12 protein-coding genes and 1 pseudogene are annotated in these 17,496 nt (G+C 71.0%); 8 read left to right on the forward strand and 5 right to left on the reverse strand.

All coding sequences use genetic code 11. The annotated features are described in order from the left end of the window. Window positions 1-128: 128 nt before the first annotated feature. Window positions 129-1,202, reverse strand: coding sequence for a metallophosphoesterase (locus tag ACFWN1_RS06280; protein ID WP_384358761.1), 1,074 nt, complete (start codon window positions 1,200-1,202; stop codon window positions 129-131). Window positions 1,203-1,509: 307 nt separating this feature from the next. Next, the gene (locus ACFWN1_RS06285) at window positions 1,510-2,622 is read right to left on the reverse strand and encodes a LacI family DNA-binding transcriptional regulator (protein ID WP_384358763.1); all 1,113 of its coding nucleotides are present in this window, start codon (window positions 2,620-2,622) and stop codon (window positions 1,510-1,512) included. 460 nt (window positions 2,623-3,082) lie between these two features. Between ACFWN1_RS06285 and hisC the strand changes: the two genes are divergently transcribed. From hisC to cydD, 4 genes are all read left to right on the forward strand, one after another. After that, complete coding sequence (hisC, locus tag ACFWN1_RS06290) at window positions 3,083-4,180, forward strand: histidinol-phosphate transaminase (protein ID WP_384358765.1); 1,098 nt, start codon at window positions 3,083-3,085, stop codon at window positions 4,178-4,180. Between the two features lie 231 nt (window positions 4,181-4,411). Continuing rightward, complete coding sequence (locus ACFWN1_RS06295) at window positions 4,412-5,920, forward strand: cytochrome ubiquinol oxidase subunit I (RefSeq protein WP_384358767.1); 1,509 nt, start codon at window positions 4,412-4,414, stop codon at window positions 5,918-5,920. Window positions 5,921-5,936: 16 nt separating this feature from the next. Beyond that, window positions 5,937-6,941, forward strand: coding sequence for a cytochrome d ubiquinol oxidase subunit II (gene cydB, locus ACFWN1_RS06300; protein WP_384358769.1), 1,005 nt, complete (start codon window positions 5,937-5,939; stop codon window positions 6,939-6,941). Window positions 6,942-7,000: 59 nt separating this feature from the next. Beyond that, entirely contained in the window at window positions 7,001-10,558 is a 3,558-nt protein-coding gene (gene cydD, locus ACFWN1_RS06305; RefSeq protein ID WP_384358771.1) for a thiol reductant ABC exporter subunit CydD, read from the forward strand. Window positions 10,559-10,570: 12 nt separating this feature from the next. On the opposite strand, the gene ACFWN1_RS06310 is transcribed toward cydD, so the two are convergent. After that, on the reverse strand, window positions 10,571-11,479 hold the full coding sequence (locus ACFWN1_RS06310; protein ID WP_384358773.1) for an HAD family hydrolase: 909 nt from the start codon (window positions 11,477-11,479) through the stop codon (window positions 10,571-10,573). A gap of 291 nt (window positions 11,480-11,770) precedes the next feature. On the opposite strand from ACFWN1_RS06310, the pseudogene ACFWN1_RS06315 reads away from it, so the two are divergent. Further along, window positions 11,771-12,010: pseudogene (locus ACFWN1_RS06315) on the forward strand (LLM class flavin-dependent oxidoreductase); the annotation flags it as partial. A 51-nt stretch (window positions 12,011-12,061) separates the two neighbouring features. Here the strand turns inward: ACFWN1_RS06315 and ACFWN1_RS06320 are convergent. Next, entirely contained in the window at window positions 12,062-12,463 is a 402-nt protein-coding gene (locus tag ACFWN1_RS06320) for a DNA-binding protein (RefSeq protein WP_384358775.1), read from the reverse strand. After that, window positions 12,460-12,708, reverse strand: a complete 249-nt coding sequence (locus ACFWN1_RS06325; protein ID WP_384358777.1) for a hypothetical protein — start codon at window positions 12,706-12,708, stop codon at window positions 12,460-12,462. The genes ACFWN1_RS06320 and ACFWN1_RS06325 overlap by 4 nt, the downstream gene beginning before the upstream one ends. Before the next feature lie 216 nt (window positions 12,709-12,924). Here ACFWN1_RS06325 and ACFWN1_RS06330 point away from each other — a divergent pair, with 216 nt between their 5' ends. Genes ACFWN1_RS06330 through ACFWN1_RS06340 form a run of 3 tightly spaced genes read left to right on the forward strand, consistent with a single transcriptional unit; the run spans window position 12,925 to window position 17,344 of the window. After that, complete coding sequence (locus tag ACFWN1_RS06330; RefSeq protein ID WP_384358779.1) at window positions 12,925-15,804, forward strand: DEAD/DEAH box helicase; 2,880 nt, start codon at window positions 12,925-12,927, stop codon at window positions 15,802-15,804. Next, window positions 15,801-17,048 carry an SWIM zinc finger family protein gene (locus ACFWN1_RS06335; RefSeq protein ID WP_384358781.1) on the forward strand — a complete coding sequence of 416 codons (1,248 nt, stop codon included), beginning with the start codon at window positions 15,801-15,803 and terminating at the stop codon, window positions 17,046-17,048. The genes ACFWN1_RS06330 and ACFWN1_RS06335 overlap by 4 nt, the downstream gene beginning before the upstream one ends. A 47-nt stretch (window positions 17,049-17,095) precedes the next feature. Then, a complete protein-coding gene (locus tag ACFWN1_RS06340) occupies window positions 17,096-17,344 on the forward strand; it encodes an LLM class flavin-dependent oxidoreductase (RefSeq protein WP_384358783.1) in 249 nt (82 codons plus the stop codon). Window positions 17,345-17,496 lie beyond the last annotated feature (152 nt).

The following is a 17,496-nucleotide window of genomic DNA, read 5'->3' on the forward strand; positions in this document are numbered from 1 at the left end:
TTGGAGGCTCGCATGGCGGCGAGCCGTCGGGCAGAAACGGAGGGGAGCCTGCTACGGACAAGCCGATGGTAGAGCTGTCACACCGGACGGTGACAGGGGATTGCCGGAAATTGAGACCAGGCGAAGCGTCAGGCGTCCAGGGGGAGTTGCTGGACGAGCAGCTTTCCGGCCATGGTCACGCCGCCGTCCATGGCGATGGCGAGGCCGTCGGCGTAGACGTGCGGACCCTCGACATGGGGGTCGCTCCGATCCTCGCTCTCCTCGGAGCCGACCTGGCCGAGCAGATAGGGAATCGGGCTGTGGCCGTGAACGACCCGGGCGCCACCGTACGTATCCAGGAGGGAGCGCACGGCGTCGGCGCCGCCCTCGTCGCGGAAGGAGAAGCGCCGGGTGAACTTGCGGAACAGGTCCCACACCTCGTCCGCGTCGTTGCGGGTGAGCGCCTCGCGGACGGTGTCGTTGACGGCCTCGATCGAGTCGCCGTAGTCGAGGTAGGCGGTGGTGTCGGAGTGGACCAGCAGATGGCCGTCGACCTCCTCGATCGCGTCGAGACGGGCCATCCACTGGAGGTGGTGGTCCTGGAGGCGGTCCATGTCGGTCTTCTGGCCGCCGTTGAGCAGCCAGGCCGCCTGGAAGGTGGCCGTGCCCGCGCCGGAGTTGACCGGGGTGTCGCCGAACCGCTTGGCGCCCAGCAGCAGCAGCTCGTGGTTGCCCATCAGGGCCTTGCAGTAGCCGCCGGCCGCCGCGGCCTCGGCGGACAGCCGCATCACGAGGTCGATGACACCGATGCCGTCCGGACCCCGGTCGGTGAAGTCGCCGAGGAACCACAGCCGGGCGGTGCCCGCGCACCATTGGCCGGCCTCGTCTACCAGGCCCTTCTCCCGCAGCGCGCTCAGCAGCTCCTCGATGTAGCCGTGGACGTCACCGACGACGAACAGCGGGCCGGGACCCGCCTCGGTCTGCGGCGCCGGGGCGGCCGCCGGTTCGCCGGGCGGCGGAAGGGTGTCGCCGCGCTGGATGACCGGCAGGTCGCGCTCGGTCGGGGTGTACCCGTCGGGGTGCCCCTCCTCGTGCGGCGGGACGACGTCACCGGGGTGGACGTCGGCGTACGGACCGGTCTCGTGGACGTACGCGGGCACCCGGAAGTCGCGCAACGTCGCCGTTCGCTCCGTCTCGGGTCCCGGACCGGCCCCCTGAGTCATCAGACCCCTCCACCATCGCGCCGCAGCTGCACCGCTTCGGACTGCCTGGTCGCAGCGGCCCGCGGTGTCGTGGGCCCATCATAGGAATGCGCGTCGCACCATGTGATGACCCAGGGGTGGTGAATCGCGGCGAGGCTCCTGATCGCCGACGCTTTCGTCCCGGTCGGGCGGGGTTTCGACCGGTCGCCCGGCATGATCGATCGCCCGCGCCGGGCAGTCGTCCGCCCCGGTTCGGCGAGGCGGAACCGCCCCCGGCGCGCCCCGCCCGACCGCGCCCGCCGGACGGACCCCCTCGGGACCGGTTCCGTCAGCCCCGTTCCGGCGTCCGGGGCGGGCTGACCGTGGTGCGCGGCGGACGGCGCTGGGACGAGGTGCGCACGATCAGCTCGGTCGGTATCACCTGTTCGACCGGCTGGTCCGACTCGACCCCTTCGATGGCGTCGATGAGGAGCTGCACGACCGCCGTGCCGATGCGGCGCGGCTTGAGCGAGAGCGTGGTGATGGGCGGCTCGGTCGTGGCGTATCCCATGGACTCGCTGCAGCACACCAGCAGGAGGTCGTCCGGGACACGCAGCCCGTAGCGCCGGGCGGCGGCGAGCAGATCCGTGCCGTTGGGGTCGAAGAGACCGTAGACGGCGTCCGGGCGGTCGGGGCGGGCGAGCAGCCGGTCGGCGGCGACGGCGCCCGCACACGGGTCGTGCGCCGGGTACGACTCGTAGACCGGGTCCTGGCCGACCCGCTCGCACCACCGCAGATAGGCGGAGGTGGACAGATGGGTGTACGTGTCCGTGGTGTTGCCGGTGAGCAGTCCGATACGGCGCGCCCCGGCGGCGGCGAGGTGGTCGAGGATGCCGAGCACGGCGGCCTCGTGATCGTTGTCGACCCAGGCGGTGACCGGGAGGGAACCGGCCGGGCGACCGTCGGAGACGACCGGTAAACCCTGCCGGACCAGTTCGCTGACGACGGGGTCCTGGTCGGAGGGGTCGATGACGACCGTGCCGTCCAGTGCGACGTTCGACCACACGTCGTGGCGGGAGGTCGCGGGGAGGATGACGAGGGCGTAGCCGCGGGCGAGCGCGGCGGAGGTCGCGGCCCGCGCCATCTCGGCGAAGTAGGCGAACTCGGTGAAGGTGAAGGGTTCGTCCCCGTACGTGGTCACGGTCAGGCCGATCAGGCCGGACTTGCCGGTACGGAGGGTCCGGGCGGCGGCCGAGGGCCGGTAACCCAGTCGGTCCGCGACCTCCCGGACATGGCGGCGGGTGGCATCCGGGAGCCGCCCCTTGCCGTTGAGGGCGTCGGAGACGGTCGTGATGGAGACCCCGGCTGCGGCGGCCACGTCTCTGATGCCCGCCCGGCCCGGCCGGCTGCCTCGCCGGGAGGTTTCCCCGCGGCTCACCTGGTGCTTCCCTGCTGCTGTCATGGCGAGCCGATAGTAGGGCTCTTGCGGTGGGGTGGTGCGGACGCATATGTGTGCGCTCACAGGCACGTTTCTGCATGATCGTCAGGCCACAAAGGCACTAGAAAACAAGTCAGTTAGCCGTTCCCATGGCAGGACGTGACTTGTCGGCGCGTGTGAGCCTGCCAAGTGCCTGATGTCTCGAAGAGGTCTCAACTCACCTTCATGGGGGATGCGCGCCACGGCGCGAGCCACCGGCGCATGGACAAATGCACGGTGCGCCCCCTGTTGCACGGCGAGTCACCCGGCTTGCATGCCGAGTCTCCCGGCCCACCTGGCGAGTCGCCCGGCGAGTCCCACAATGCCCCCGGGGCGGCGGAAGCGGTGGCGCACCGGTACGCAAGCGCGCCGAATCCTCATAAGGTGAGGAGCATTGGATGCCGGCGGCGTCGACGGTCCGCCGGTGGTCGCGAGGAGGACTGCGGTGAGCGAGACGAGCCCCAAGCTGCGCGCCGAGCTGGAGGGTATCCCCACCTACAGGCCGGGCAAGCCCGCCTCGGCCGAGGGTCCGGTCGCCTACAAGCTGTCCTCCAACGAGAATCCCTATCCCCCGCTGCCCGGTGTCATGGAGCGCGTCGCGGCGGCCCTCGCCGAGTTCAACCGCTACCCCGACATGGCGTGCGGCGGCCTGATGACCGAGCTGGCGGAGCGCTTCGGCGTCCCGGTCTCCCACCTGGCCACGGGTACCGGGTCGGTCGGCGTGGCACAGCAACTGGTGCAGGCGACCAGCGGGCCGGGCGACGAGGTGATCTACGCCTGGCGCTCCTTCGAGGCGTACCCGATCATCACACGGATCAGCGGCGCCACCCCGGTGCAGGTGCCGCTCACGCCGGGCGAGGTGCACGACCTGGACGCGATGGCGGACGCGATCACCGAGCGGACCCGGCTGATCTTCGTGTGCAACCCCAACAACCCGACCGGCACGGCGGTGCGGCGGGCGGAGCTGGAACGGTTCCTCGACCGGGTGCCCAAGGACGTGCTGGTGGTGCTCGACGAGGCGTACCGGGAGTTCATCCGCGACCCCGAGGTGCCCGACGGGGTCGAGCTGTACCGGGAGCGGCCGAACGTCTGCGTGCTGCGCACCTTCTCCAAGGCGTACGGGCTGGCCGGGCTGCGGGTCGGGTTCGCCATCGCGCACGAGCCGGTGGCCGCCGCGCTGCGCAAGACGGCGGTGCCGTTCGGTGTCAGCCAGGTCGCGCAGGAGGCGGCGATCGCCTCGCTCCAGGCCGAGGACGCGCTGCTGGGCCGGGTCGGTTCGCTGGTGTGCGAGCGCGCCCGGGTGGTCGACGCGCTGCGCGCGCAGGGCTGGACGGTGCCGGAGACGCAGGCCAACTTCGTCTGGCTGCGGCTGGGGGAGCGGACCATGGACTTCGCGGCGGCCTGTGAGGACCACGGTGTGGTGGTGCGGCCGTTCGCCGGTGAGGGCGTGCGGGTGACGGTCGGGGAGAACGAGGCGAACGACCTGTTCCTGAAGGCCGCGGAGGCGTTCCGCCGCGAGGTGGCGGGCGCCGGCGAGAGCTGACGCCCCGCCTCCCGTCGATGAGCTGAAGGGCCCTGCCGTGCGGCGGGGCCCTCCTTCGTGGCTGGTTCCAGTCGTGGAGGACGGACCCCCCTTTCGGATGCCGAATACATGTGCGCCATAATGGCTTGTGAATGTGAACGCTTTCACAAGCTCCGTCCGGATTGCTCCGTACGTGGGGGGCATAAGCGGCGAAAGCCGCACCGGAACGGCGAAGTAAGGAGGGGTGACGACGTGGAACTGGCGTTGGCACCGGAGACCCTGGCGCGCTGGCAGTTCGGCATCACCACCGTCTATCACTTTCTGTTCGTCCCCTTGACGATCTCCCTGGCCGCGCTCACGGCCGGGTTGCAGACCGCCTGGGTGCGCACGGAGAAGGAGGTCTACCTCAGGGCCACCAAGTTCTGGGGCAAGCTCTTCCTGATCAACATCGCGATGGGTGTGGTCACCGGCATCGTGCAGGAGTTCCAGTTCGGAATGAACTGGTCGGACTACTCGCGCTTCGTCGGGGACATCTTCGGCGCCCCACTGGCTTTCGAGGCGCTGATCGCCTTCTTCTTCGAGTCGACCTTCATCGGGTTGTGGATCTTCGGCTGGGACAAACTGCCGAAGAAGCTCCACCTGGCCTGCATCTGGATGGTCTCGCTCGGCACGGTGCTCTCGGCGTACTTCATCCTCGCGGCCAACTCCTGGATGCAGCATCCCGTCGGCTTCCGGATCGACAAGAAGAGGGGGCGTGCCGAGCTGACCGACTTCTGGGCCGTGCTGACCCAGAACACCGCACTCAGCCAGGCGTTCCACACGTTCTCCGCGGCCTTCCTGACCGGTGGCGCCTTCATGGTGGGCATCGCTGCCTACCATCTGGCCCGCCGCCGGCACATCCGGGTGATGCGGACCTCGCTGCGGCTCGGGTTGGTCACCGTGGTCGTCGCCGGTCTGCTCACCGCCATCAGCGGTGACACGCTCGGCAAGGTGATGTTCAAGCAGCAGCCGATGAAGATGGCCGCCGCCGAGGCCCTGTGGGACGGTCAGAAGCCGGCGCCCTTCTCGGTGTTCGCCTACGGCGACGTGGACGAGGGGCACAACACCGTCGCCGTCGAGGTGCCGGGACTGTTGTCCTTCCTGGCCAACGACGACTTCTCCTCGTACGTCCCCGGCATCAACGACGTCAACAAGGCCGAGCAGGAGAGGTTCGGGCCCGGCGACTACCGGCCCAACATCCCGGTCGCCTACTGGGGTTTCCGCTGGATGATCGGGTTCGGCATGGCCTCCTTCACTCTCGGGGCGACGGGGCTCTGGCTGACCCGGAAGAAGTTCCTGCTCCCCCGGCAGCTACGCACCGGCGACGACGAGGTGCCGCATCTGGTGCTGTTCAGAACGCGGACGCCGGGCCCGAAGCTGACCCCCTGGTTCTGGCGCGTGGCCACCTGGACGATGGCCTTCCCGCTGATCGCCAACTCCTGGGGCTGGATCTTCACCGAGATGGGTCGCCAGCCCTGGGTCGTCTACGGCCTGTTCCAGACCCGGCAGGCGGTGTCCCCCGGTGTCTCCCAGGCCGAGGTCGCCATCTCGATGGCCGTCTTCACCGCGCTGTACGCGGTTCTCGCGGTCATCGAGGTGCGGCTTCTGACCAAGTACGCCAAGGCCGGCCCTCCGGAGCTGACCGAGGCCGATCTCAACCCGCCCACCAAGATCGGCGGCGACCACCGCGACGCCGACCGGCCGATGGCCTTCTCGTACTAGCGCTGGGGGTACAGCCATGGAACTGCATGACGTCTGGTTCGTACTGATAGCCGTGCTGTGGACCGGCTACTTCTTCCTGGAGGGGTTCGACTTCGGGGTCGGTGTCCTCACCCGGCTGCTCGCCCGGGACCGGCCCGAGCGCCGGGTGCTGATCAACACCATCGGCCCGGTGTGGGACGGCAACGAGGTGTGGCTGCTCACCGCGGGCGGTGCGACCTTCGCCGCCTTCCCGGAGTGGTACGCCACCCTGTTCTCCGGCTTCTATCTGCCGATGCTGGTCATCCTGGTCTGCCTGATCGTGCGGGGCGTCGCCTTCGAGTACCGGGTCAAGCGGCCCGAGGAGAACTGGCAGCGCAACTGGGAGTGGGCGATCTTCTGGACCTCGCTGATCCCGGCGTTCCTGTGGGGTGTGGCCTTCGGGAACATCGTGCGGGGCGTGAAGATCGACCGGCACTTCGAGTACGTGGGCGGTCTGATCGACCTGTTCAACCCATACGCCCTGCTCGGCGGCGCGGTGACGCTGACCCTGTTCACCTTCCACGGGACGGTGTTCACGGCGCTCAAGACCGTCGGTGACATCCGGGACCGGGCTCGCAGGCTCGCGCTGCGCATCGGCCCTGTGACCGTCGTCCTGGCGTTCGGCTTCCTGGTCTGGACGCAGCTCCACAGCGGGGACGGCGCGAGTCTGGTCGCCCTGGTCGTGGCGGCCGTCGCCCTGGTCGGCGCGCTGGGAGCCAGCTGGCGGGCGCGGGAGGGCTGGGCGTTCGCGCTGTCCGGGGTGACCATCGCGGCCACCGTGGCGATGCTGTTCCTGTCGCTCTTCCCGAACGTGATGCCGTCCACCCTCGACGCGGACTGGAGCCTCACGGTCACCAACGCCTCGTCGAGCCCGTACACCCTGAAGATCATGACGTGGTGCGCCGCGATCGCCACTCCGCTGGTCATGCTCTACCAGGGGTGGACCTACTGGGTGTTCCGTCAGCGCATCGGTACCCAGCACATCACCGAAGCCGCACACTGAGTGTCCCAAGGGTATGTTTCACGTGAAACACACTCTCGGGACTGAAGGACACGTTTCACGTGAAACCGATCGATCCCCGTCTTCTGCGCTACGCCCGTGCCACGCAATTTTTCCTCGTGGCAGCCGTCGTCCTCGGTGGTCTCGGCGCCGGCCTGGTCATCGCCCAGGCGATGCTGATCGCCGAAGTGGTGGTCGGAGCCTTCCAGCAAGGCAAGTCCGCAGGTGACCTTGTCACTCCGCTGGCGCTGCTGGCCTGCGTCGCCTGCGGCCGGGCACTGGTCTCGTGGCTCACCGAGCTGGCGGCATACCGGGCCAGCGCGGCGGTGAAGTCGGAGCTGCGGGAGCGGCTCGTCGAGCGGGCCGCCGTGCTCGGACCTGGTTGGCTGAGCGGACAGCGCACCGGCTCGCTGGTCACCCTGGCCACACGTGGGGTCGACGCCCTGGACGACTACTTCTCGCGGTACCTCCCGCAGTTGGGTCTTGCCCTGGTCGTCCCGGTGGCGGTGCTGGCGCGGATCGTCACGGAGGACTGGGTCTCGGCGGCGATCATCGTGGGGACGCTGCCCCTCATCCCGATCTTCATGGTGCTCATCGGCTGGGCCACCCAGTCCCGGATGGACCGGCAGTGGTCACTGCTGTCCCGGCTGTCCGGCCACTTTCTGGACGTGGTCGCCGGATTGCCCACGCTGAAGGTGTTCGGCCGGGCCAAGGCGCAGGCCGATTGCATCCGCCGGATCACCGGCGAGTACCGCCGCGCCACCATGCGGACCCTGCGGATCGCCTTCCTCTCCTCCTTCGCGCTGGAGCTGCTGGCCACGCTCTCGGTCGCGCTGGTCGCCGTCACCATCGGTATGCGGCTGGTGCATGGCGGGATGGACCTGTACAGCGGCCTGGTCATCCTGATCCTGGCCCCGGAGGCATATCTCCCGCTGCGTCAGGTGGGCTCGCAGTACCACGCGGCGGCGGAGGGTCTGGCGGCCGCGGAGGAGATCTTCGCGGTACTCGAGACGCCGGTCCCGGCCACCGGTACCGCTCCTGTGCCCTCCGGCTCGCTGGCCTTCGACTCCCTGACGGTCCGCTACCCGGGCCGGTCGGCGGATGCCGTCACCGAGGTGTCCTTCGCCGTGGAACCAGGCGAGACCGTGGCGCTGATCGGGCCGAGCGGCGCGGGAAAATCCACCCTGCTGAGCGTGCTCCTCGGCTTCGTACGGCCCACCGAGGGTCAGGTCCGGATCGGCGGTACCGACCTCGCCGACCTCGATCTGGAGCAGTGGCGCTCCCGCATCGCCTGGGTACCGCAGCGGCCGCACCTGTACGCCGGGACGATCGCGGAGAACGTGCGGCTCGCCCGGCCCGACGCGAAGGACACCGCCGTACGCCAGGCGCTGGCGGACGCGGGCGCGCTGGAGTTCGTGGACGCGCTCCCCGAGGGTGCGGACACGGTGCTCGGTGAGGACGGGGCCGGGCTCTCCGCAGGTCAGCGCCAGCGGCTCGCCCTGGCCCGCGCCTTCCTCGCCGACCGGCCGGTGCTGCTCCTGGACGAGCCCACCGCCGCTCTGGACGGCGCGACGGAGGCCGATGTCGTCGCGGCGGTGCGGCGGCTCGCGGTGGGCCGCACCGTGCTGCTGGTCGTGCACCGGCCCGCACTGCTGGAGGTCGCCGACCGGGTGGTGCGGCTGGAGCTGGCCGAGCCGGCTGCCGCGCGCGAGCCGGTCATGGCCGAGGTGGCGGCCCCCGAGCTGGCCGCCACCGCGCTCGACACGCACGTGTCCGAGCCCGCCGCCGGGCCCGGAAAGCCCTTCGCGTCCGAGCCGGACGACGCCGACGACGACCCGGGCGAGTCCGCGCCCGAGCCGGCGACGGCACGGGAACAGGGCATCCTGGCCCGGGTCCGTGCCGTGGCGGCGGCCCGGCGTGGCCGGCTGCTCTTCGCGCTGCTGCTCGGCAGCCTGGACCTCGGCTGCGCCGTCGGGCTGATGGCGACCTCCGGCTGGCTGATCTCCCGCGCCTCGCAGCAGCCGCCGGTGCTGTATCTGCTGGTCGCCGTGACGGCCACGCGCTTCTTCGGTATCGGCCGTGCCGTCTTCCGGTACAGCGAGCGGCTGGTGTCGCACGACGCCGTGCTGCGCATGCTGGCCGACACCCGGGTCGCCGTCTACCAGCGTCTTGAGCGCCTGGCCCCGGCCGGGCTGCGCGGCGCCCGGCGCGGTGATCTGCTCACCCGGCTCGTCGCCGATGTGGACGCCTTCCAGGACTACTGGCTGCGCTGGCTGCTGCCCACCGGTGTCGCGGTCGTCGTCTCCGTCGCCTCGGTCGGCTTCACGGCCTGGCTGCTTCCCGAGGCCGGGCTCGCGCTCGCCGTGGGACTGCTGCTGGCCGGTGTCGGCGTCCCGCTGATCACCGCCTCCGTCGCCCGGCGCACCGAACGACGGCTGGCGCCCGCCCGGGGCGTGCTGGCCACCCGGGTGACCGACCTGCTCACCGGCACCGCCGAGCTGACCGTCGCCGGGGCGCTGCCCTCGCGTACGGCGGCCACCCGGCAGGCCGACGGCACCCTCACCCGGATCGCGTCCCGCGCGGCCGGGGCCACCGCCCTCGGTGACGGCCTCACCGCGCTGATCTCGGGGCTCACCGTCACCGTCGCCGCGCTGCTCGGTGCGCAGGCGGCGGCCGGAGGCCGTGTCCACGGAGTCGTGGTGGCCGTGGTCGTCCTGACCCCGCTGGCCGCCTTCGAGGCCGTGCTCGGTCTCCCGCCGGCCGTCCGCTACCGGCAGCGGGTCGCCCGCAGCGCCGAGCGCGTCTACGAGGTGCTGGACGCCCCGGAGCCGGTCCACGAGCCCGAGCAGCCCCGCGAGGCACCCGCCTCGCCCTTCCCTCTCGTGCTGCGCGACCTGACCGCCCGCTACGAGGACCAGCATCGCGACGCGCTCGACGGCCTCGACCTCACGCTGGACCGGGGCCGCCGGATCGCCGTGGTCGGCCCCTCCGGCTCCGGCAAGACCACCCTGGCCCAGGTGCTGCTGCGCTTCCTGGACGCCGGTTCGGGCACGTACACGCTCGCCGGGGTACCGGCGGACGCGCTGGACGGCGACGAGGTACGGCGGCTGGTCGGGCTGTGCGCCCAGGACGCCCACCTCTTCGACAGCACCGTGCGGGAGAACCTGCTGCTGGCGCGGAAGGACGCGACCGAGGCCGAACTGCGGGACGTACTGCTGCGGGTCCGGCTGCTGGACTGGGTGGACGGGCTCCCCGATGGCCTGGACACGCATGTCGGCGAGCACGGGGCCCGGCTCTCCGGCGGTCAGCGGCAACGGCTGGCGCTGGCCCGTGCGCTGCTCGCGGACTTCCCGGTGCTGGTGCTGGACGAGCCCGCGGAGCACCTCGATCTGCCCACGGCGGACGCCCTCACCGAGGATCTGCTGGCCGCGACCGAGGGCCGCACCACGCTGCTGATCACCCACCGGCTGGCCGGTCTCGCCGCCGTCGAGGAGGTGCTCGTCCTCGACGCGGGCCGCGTGGTGCAGCGTGGCCCGTACGCCGAGCTGCTCGCCGTGGACGGTCCGCTGGCCGCGATGGCCCGCCGCGAGGCCGAGGCGGAGGCCCTCGTCGTGCTCTGACCGGCGGGCCGGTCAGACCCGCCCGGCGAGCAGATCCTCGATCACGCGGGCCACGCCGTCGTCGTTGTTGGCGTGGGTGCGGCCGGTGGCGGCGGCCAGGGTGTCGGGGTGGGCGTTGCCCATCGCGTAAGAACGGCCGGCCCAGGTCAGCATCTCGATGTCGTTGGGCATGTCGCCGAAGGCCACGACCTGCTCCTGCGAGATGCCGCGCTCGGCACAGCACAGGGCCAGGGTGCTGGCCTTGGAGACGCCGGGTCCGCTCAGCTCCAGGAGGGCGCTGGGGCTGGAGCGGGTGACGTTGGCGTGGCCGCCGATGGCGATCCGGGCCAGGGTGAGGAAGGCGTCCGGGTCGAGGTCGGGGTGGTGGGCGAGGATTTTCAGCATCGGCTGGCTCGCGGCGACACCGTCCGGGGCGAGCAGTTCCTCGGCGGGGCGCAGGGTGTCGGGGATCTCCAGATGCAGCTTGGGATAGGCAAGCTCCTGGTGGAAGCCGTAGGTCTGCTCGACCGCGAACAGGGTGCCGGGAGCCGCGTCGCGCAGCAACTGGACCGACTTCAGGGCGTTCTCCCTGGCCAGCTCGCGCACCTTCACGAACCGGTGGGCGCCGGGTCCGCCGTGCAGGTCGACCACGGCGGCGCCGTTGCCGCAGATCGCCAGGCCATGGCCGTGCACATGCTCGCTGACCACGTCCATCCACCGGGCGGGGCGGCCGGTGACGAAGAAGACCTCCACCCCCGCCGCCTCGGCCGCGGCCAGCGCGGCGACGGTACGCGCGGAGACGGTCTGGTCGTCGCGCAGCAGGGTGCCGTCGAGGTCGGTGGCGATCAGGCGCGGCGGCGGAAGGGAGGCCCCTCCTCGTCCGGACGGGGCCGACGGCTGGGCGGAGGCCGGGGTCCCCGGCTGTCTGGTCGCTGAGGTCACCCGGCCATTGTCGCGCACCCGTACGCGCGTCCGCACGGGTGCGTGCCGAAGGGGCGGCATCCGCCCGGATCAGCGTGTCTGGTTCGGCGGCGTTCAACGTGCTCATCTGAGCCACGCCAGCGGGACGGTTCCACACGGCGTCGTCTGTTTGCCCGAACAGTGGCCTAAGGCTGGACGCATCGGTATCTCGCACGGGAATTGACGTACTGGGGCTCGCACGGGGCTGCCGTTACCCAGTTGACAGCCACGGTCCGTCGCTGGTGCGAGGTCCGCTGCTCGTAAGGTCGTACCATGCGACTGAGTACCGTGATCTTGCCGATCCACCGTTGGACCGAAGGCCGAGAGGTGTGGGAGAGGGCGGAGGGGCTGGGGTCCCACGCCGCGTACACCTACGACCACCTGTCCTGGCGGGTGCCGTTCCGGGACGGGCCCTGGTACGGAGCGATTCCCACCCTCACGGCCGCCGCGACGGCGACGCGGCACATCCGGCCGGGGACCCTCGTGACCTCAGTCAAGGCTTTTTCACCTATCGCAGGCTGACCTGCGGAGATTTCATTCGGTCAGCTGTCACAGCTGCCCCTCTCAGATGCCGACGAGCCGGACACGGTCGCCACACAACCGGGCCATGTCATCGACGTCGGAGGTCAGCATGACCACCGGGCCCGGCTGGCGCAGGGCCACCTCGGCCACGGTCGCGTCGATCGCGTACTTGTGGCCGTGCAGACCTGCGGCCTTGAGCAGTTCCGCGGACGCCTTCGCCGCGTCCTCGGTCACCGGCTCGACCCTGACTCTGGAGAGCGCCCACCGCAGCCGAGGCATGTTCACCCGCGCATGGCTGACTTCCACGATGGTGTTGGCACCGATGACGAAATCGGCACCCACGGCATGGAACACCTGGAACATCGCGAGGATCTTGCGGTCCTGGGCAATCCAGGCAGAAAGCCCATGGGAGTCCAGCACGACCGTCTCGACATGCTCTTTCACGCCGCGCTGGCCGGTCCGCCCGTACCCGTCGCCCCAAAGATCCTGGAGCGCGCTTCCGCCAACTCTTCCTCGGTAAAGGCCCCGTGCTCCTCCTGGTGACGCTGCAGATCGGCACCGAGCAGCTGGTGCCGCAGTTGCCGCGCCACCGCCTCGGCGACATAGCCGGAGACGTTGTCGGTGAGCTTCCTGAGCTCGGCGACCTGCTCGTTCGGCAGCGTCACAGTGATACGCGTGGTGTCCGCCATGACCCGAGCATACTGTGATATGCGCCCGGAGCGTGTCGCTCGCCACACGTCCAGACGCGAGCGCCCCATACCCACTGCCGGCCACACCGGGGCCATGCCTGCCGAAAGGGAGCATCCGCCGGCATCCGGGTTTGAGCAAGGCTGCGCCGACCCGCCATGATGGGCCTGCCTGGTGAGCGGGACGCGGCAAGGACCGCCTGGAACACGATGGGGCGAATGGGCGTGGCACGGATCGTCGTACGAGAACCACGCACCAGCACAAGGATCACGCCACCGCTCGCCACACCGGAGGCAACCGCCTTCGCGGCCGCCCTGCTCGACGGCGGCTGGGCGGCGGTATTCCTGCCCGGCGAACCCGCCCGCCTCGGACGGCTGCTGCTCTGGAAGCCCACCGGGGCAGCGACGGCAGACGGCACAGTGCCCGAGGGCATCGAATCCGAGTCGGTGGAACTGGTGCTGCCGCACGGCCGGTCGGTCCGGCGCCGCCGAGTCGAGGGCTATGCGCTGCCCGCCGCCGTCGCTGTCGCCGCCCTGGCCGACGCCCGGCCGGCGCACCCGTCCGCCGCGGCCTGGCAAGCCGCCTCCCGCTTCGCGCTGCGGCTGCTCGCCGACGGCCGTCTCCATCCGGCCCTCACCGACGCCGGCTACGACACGTGGCAGGCGGGTCCCCTCACCGCCGTACAGCGGCAGACGCTGGATGCCCTCGGCGCCGCCTTCCCACCACACGCCCACTGCCTGCCCGACCCCGGCCCGGCTCCACTGCGCATCGCGGAACCGGTCGCGCTGGTACGCCAGTTCTGCGACGCGGTCGCGGACGACCTGGTCCGTACTCCGGCCGCGCCGCTCGCGATGGGGGCGCTGCCGTACGCCTGGCGCGAGGCGCGTGCCGCGCCCGCCCTGCGCGACTGGGCCGAGGAGACCGTCGCCGCGTTCACCGCCGACATCGGCGTCTCGCTGCGTGTCGACCTGCCCGAGGGGCGGCGCCGGCAGTTCCAGGCCGTGCTGCAGTTGCACACCGCGGCGGATCCGGCGCTCGTCGTAGAGGCCGCACGGCTGTGGAACGACCCGTCCGAGACCGAGCGCCTCCTCGGCCCTCGCGCCGAGACCGAGACGCTGCTCGCACTGCGCCGCGGCGCCCGCGTCTGGCCTCCGCTCGACCGGCTGCTGAAGGACGCCGCTCCGGACCAGCTGCGGCTGACCGACGACGAGGCGTTCGACCTGCTGGGCGACGCCACCGACACGCTGCGGGCCGCCGGTATCGACGTGCACTGGCCACGCGAGCTGGTCAAGGCGCTCAGCGCGACTGCCGAGATCGGGCAGCGCACCGCGCCCGGCTCCAGTGCCGGTGGTCTGCTCGACGCCGACGCCCTCCTCGACTTCCGTTGGCAGCTCTCGCTCGGCGGTGAGCCGCTCACCGAGGCCGAGATGGACGCCCTCGCCGAGGCACGCCGTCCCCTCATCAGGCTGCGCGACCAGTGGGTGGTCGCCGACCCGAAACTGGTGGCCCGCGCCCGACGCCGCCGGATGGAGTCGCTCACTCCCATGGAGGCCCTGAGCGCCGCGCTGACCGGCGAGGTGGAACGGGACGGGGAGACGATCACCTGTGCTGCGGTCGGGGCGCTCAGCGACCTCGTCGCCCGTATCCGTGAACCCGAGTCCCGTACTCACGCCACCCAGCCCGCCGCTCTGAAGGCCACGCTGCGCGACTACCAGAAGCGGGGCCTGGCCTGGCTGGCGGAGATGTGTGAGCTCGGCCTCGGCGGCTGCCTCGCCGACGACATGGGCCTGGGCAAGACCATCACCCTGCTCGCCCTGCACCTGCACCGCCAGACCGACCCCGCCACCGCGGGCCCCACCCTCGTCGTCTGCCCCACTTCCCTGCTCGGCAACTGGCAGCGCGAGGCCGCCCGGTTCGCGCCCGCCACCCCCGTGCGCCGCTACCACGGCGGCGACCGGCACCTGAAGGACCTGGCCGGGGACGAGATCGTCCTGGTCACCTACGGTGTGCTGCGCCGCGACCGGGACGCCCTCGCCGAGACCGCCTGGTCGCTGATCGCCGCCGACGAGGCCCAGCACGTCAAGAACCCCTATGCCGTCACGGCCCGCGAACTGCGCGCCCTGCCCGCCCGCGCCCGCGTCGCCCTCACCGGTACCCCCGTGGAGAACGACCTCTCCGAGCTGTGGGCGCTCCTCGACTGGACCACCCCCGGGCTCCTCGGTCCGCTCGCCGCCTTCCGTGACCGCCACGCCCGCGCGATCGAGTCGGGCGAGGACGCACAGGCCGCCGAACGGCTATCGCGCCTCGTCCGCCCGTTCCTGCTGCGCCGCCGGAAATCCGACCCCGGCATCGCACCCGAACTGCCCGCCAAGACCGAGACCGACCGCGTCGTCCCGCTGACCGCCGAGCAGGCGAGCCTGTACGAGGCGGTGGTCCGCGAGACCATGGCGAAGATCGCCGAAGCCGACGGCATCGCCCGCCGCGGACTGATTCTCAAGCTCCTCACCGCGCTGAAGCAGATCTGCAACCACCCCGCCCAGTACTTGCGCCAGTCCACACCGCTGCACGGCCGCTCGGGCAAACTCGGCCTCCTCGACGAACTCGTCGACACCATCACCGCCGAGGGCGAGTCGGTACTGGTCTTCACCCAGTACAGGCAGATGGCGGCTCTGCTGGAGAGACATCTCACTGAACGAGGCGTGCCCACCCTCTTCCTGCACGGCGGCACGCCCGTCACCGCACGCGAGGAGATGGTGAAACGCTTCCAGCGGGGCGAAGTGCCGGTGTTCCTGTTGTCGTTGAAGGCGGCCGGCACCGGCCTCAACCTCACTCGCGCCAACCACGTCGTGCACTACGACCGCTGGTGGAATCCTGCCGTCGAGGACCAGGCCACCGACCGCGCCTACCGCATCGGCCAGGACAAGCCCGTCCAGGTCCACAAGCTCATCGCCGAAGGCACCGTGGAGGACAGGGTGGCGAAACTGCTGGAATCCAAGCGGGCGCTCGCGGACGCCGTCGTCGGCTCAGGCGAAGCCACTCTGACCGAACTGTCCGACGCCGACCTCGCCGAACTCGTCGCCCTGGGGAAGCAGTCATGAACCCGTCCGTCCCCGGCCCTCGCCGCGCACCCGGCCGTGGCAGGCGTGCCTTCGCGGCGACATGGTGGGGCCAGGCGTGGGTGACGGCCCTGGAGGACTCCACCCTGGACTCGGGGCGGCTGTCCCGCGGACGCACCTACGCCCGCAAGGACATGGTCGGCGCGGTCACCATCGCCCCCGGCCAGGTCAAGGCCGCCGTCCAGGGCAGCCGTCCGCGCCCGTACCGCTCCGCCGTCCACCTGCCCGTCCTCACCGACGCCCAGTGGCACACCCTTCTCGACGCCATCGCGGCCCGAGCGGGGCATCTCGCGGCACTCCTCGACGGTGAGATGCCCGCTGAGCTCATCGACGACGCCCGCCACGCGGGCGTCCCCCTCCTCCCGCAACCCACCGAGCTCGACCCCGAATGCTCCTGTCCCGACTGGGGCCATCCCTGTAAACACGCCGCCGCACTCTGCTACGCCATCGCCGCGACCATCGACGACGACCCGTTCGTGCTGTTCGCACTGCGGGGCCGCGGTCGGGACGACGTCCTGGCAGAACTGCGCGCACGCCGGACAGCGGGCCGCACCACCGACGCCCCGCCCTCTGCGGCCGGTATCCACGCGGCCGGGGCCTATGCCGCCTGGACCGCCCGGACCGAGCACGCCCCGGGGTGGCCCGACCTGCCCGAACCATCCGCCCACGACACCGCGCTGCCGGTCCCCCCACCGACCCGCAGCGGCCTCGCCGGCGCCGACCTGGAGCGCCTGATGACCGATGCCTCGGCACGCGCGGCCCGGCTGCTGTCGGGCGACGCCACCACCCTGCACCTGACTCAGCACCAGGACGCCGTCCGCATCGCCGCGAGCGGCCCCGGCCCTGAGTGGTTCCACCGCCTGGTCCAGAACACCGGCGCCAACCCCACCGCCTTCGCCCGCCTCACCCGCGCATGGCGCCACGGCGGCCCCACCGGCCTCACCGTGGTCGAACAGCCCCACAGCCCGGAACCGTCGGCGATGAGGGCAGCCCGTACCGGCCTGACCACGGCCCTCGCGGAGATGACCGACGCCCCCGTCCGCCTCAGGGCCTGGCGCAACCGCCTCACCCTCCCCGACCACGGCATCCAGCTGCGCCTGGGGCCCGACGCCTGCTGGTACCCCTACCTCCAGGACGACGACGGCGAATGGTGGCCGGCGGCACCGGCCGACACCGACCCCGTTTCCGCGCTGACCGCTGTCTGGCAACGCACCGGGGCGCAGTAAAAATCCCTCAGCATTGCTCGTAGTCACCAGAACATAGGATCGTAGGCATGCGACTGAGCACCGTAATCCTTCCTGTTCACCGGTGGGGCGAGGGACGGAAGGTCTGGCGGCGAGCCGAAGACCTCGGGTTTCACGCCTCCTACACCTACGACCACCTGTCCTGGCGGGTGCCGTTCCGGGACGGGACCTGGTACGGAGCGATTCCCACCCTCACGGCCGCCGCGACGGCGACGCGGCGCATCCGGCTGGGGACCCTCGTGACCTCAGTCAAGCCTTTTTCACCTATCGCGTGCTGACCTGCTCATTCGCGGTGGCCTGGGACCGGCCCCTTACCGAATCTGGCGAGCGCTAGATGTACTGACCCGGGAGGTTGTGGACGGGTGAGTCAGGTCTCGGTTCAGGGGTCTTGAACGGGTGAGGGCCTTCCGGTTCGGTGTGGATTGCGACG

Origin of the sequence: Streptomyces sp. NPDC058459 (assembly GCF_042721685.1) — a bacterium.
In the GTDB taxonomy this organism is placed as follows: domain Bacteria; phylum Actinomycetota; class Actinomycetes; order Streptomycetales; family Streptomycetaceae; genus Streptomyces.

What these genes read in the sequence shown, in the direction of transcription:
- ACFWN1_RS06280 (WP_384358761.1), bottom strand. Translation starts at nt 1,202, where the DNA reads ATGACTCAGGGGGCCGGTCCGGGACCCGAGACGGAGCGAACGGCGACG.
- ACFWN1_RS06285 (WP_384358763.1), bottom strand. Translation starts at nt 2,622, where the DNA reads ATGACAGCAGCAGGGAAGCACCAGGTGAGCCGCGGGGAAACCTCCCGG.
- cydB (WP_384358769.1), top strand. Translation starts at nt 5,937, where the DNA reads ATGGAACTGCATGACGTCTGGTTCGTACTGATAGCCGTGCTGTGGACC.
- ACFWN1_RS06325 (WP_384358777.1), bottom strand. Translation starts at nt 12,708, where the DNA reads ATGGCGGACACCACGCGTATCACTGTGACGCTGCCGAACGAGCAGGTC.
- ACFWN1_RS06330 (WP_384358779.1), top strand. Translation starts at nt 12,925, where the DNA reads ATGGGCGTGGCACGGATCGTCGTACGAGAACCACGCACCAGCACAAGG.
- ACFWN1_RS06335 (WP_384358781.1), top strand. Translation starts at nt 15,801, where the DNA reads ATGAACCCGTCCGTCCCCGGCCCTCGCCGCGCACCCGGCCGTGGCAGG.
- ACFWN1_RS06340 (WP_384358783.1), top strand. Translation starts at nt 17,096, where the DNA reads ATGCGACTGAGCACCGTAATCCTTCCTGTTCACCGGTGGGGCGAGGGA.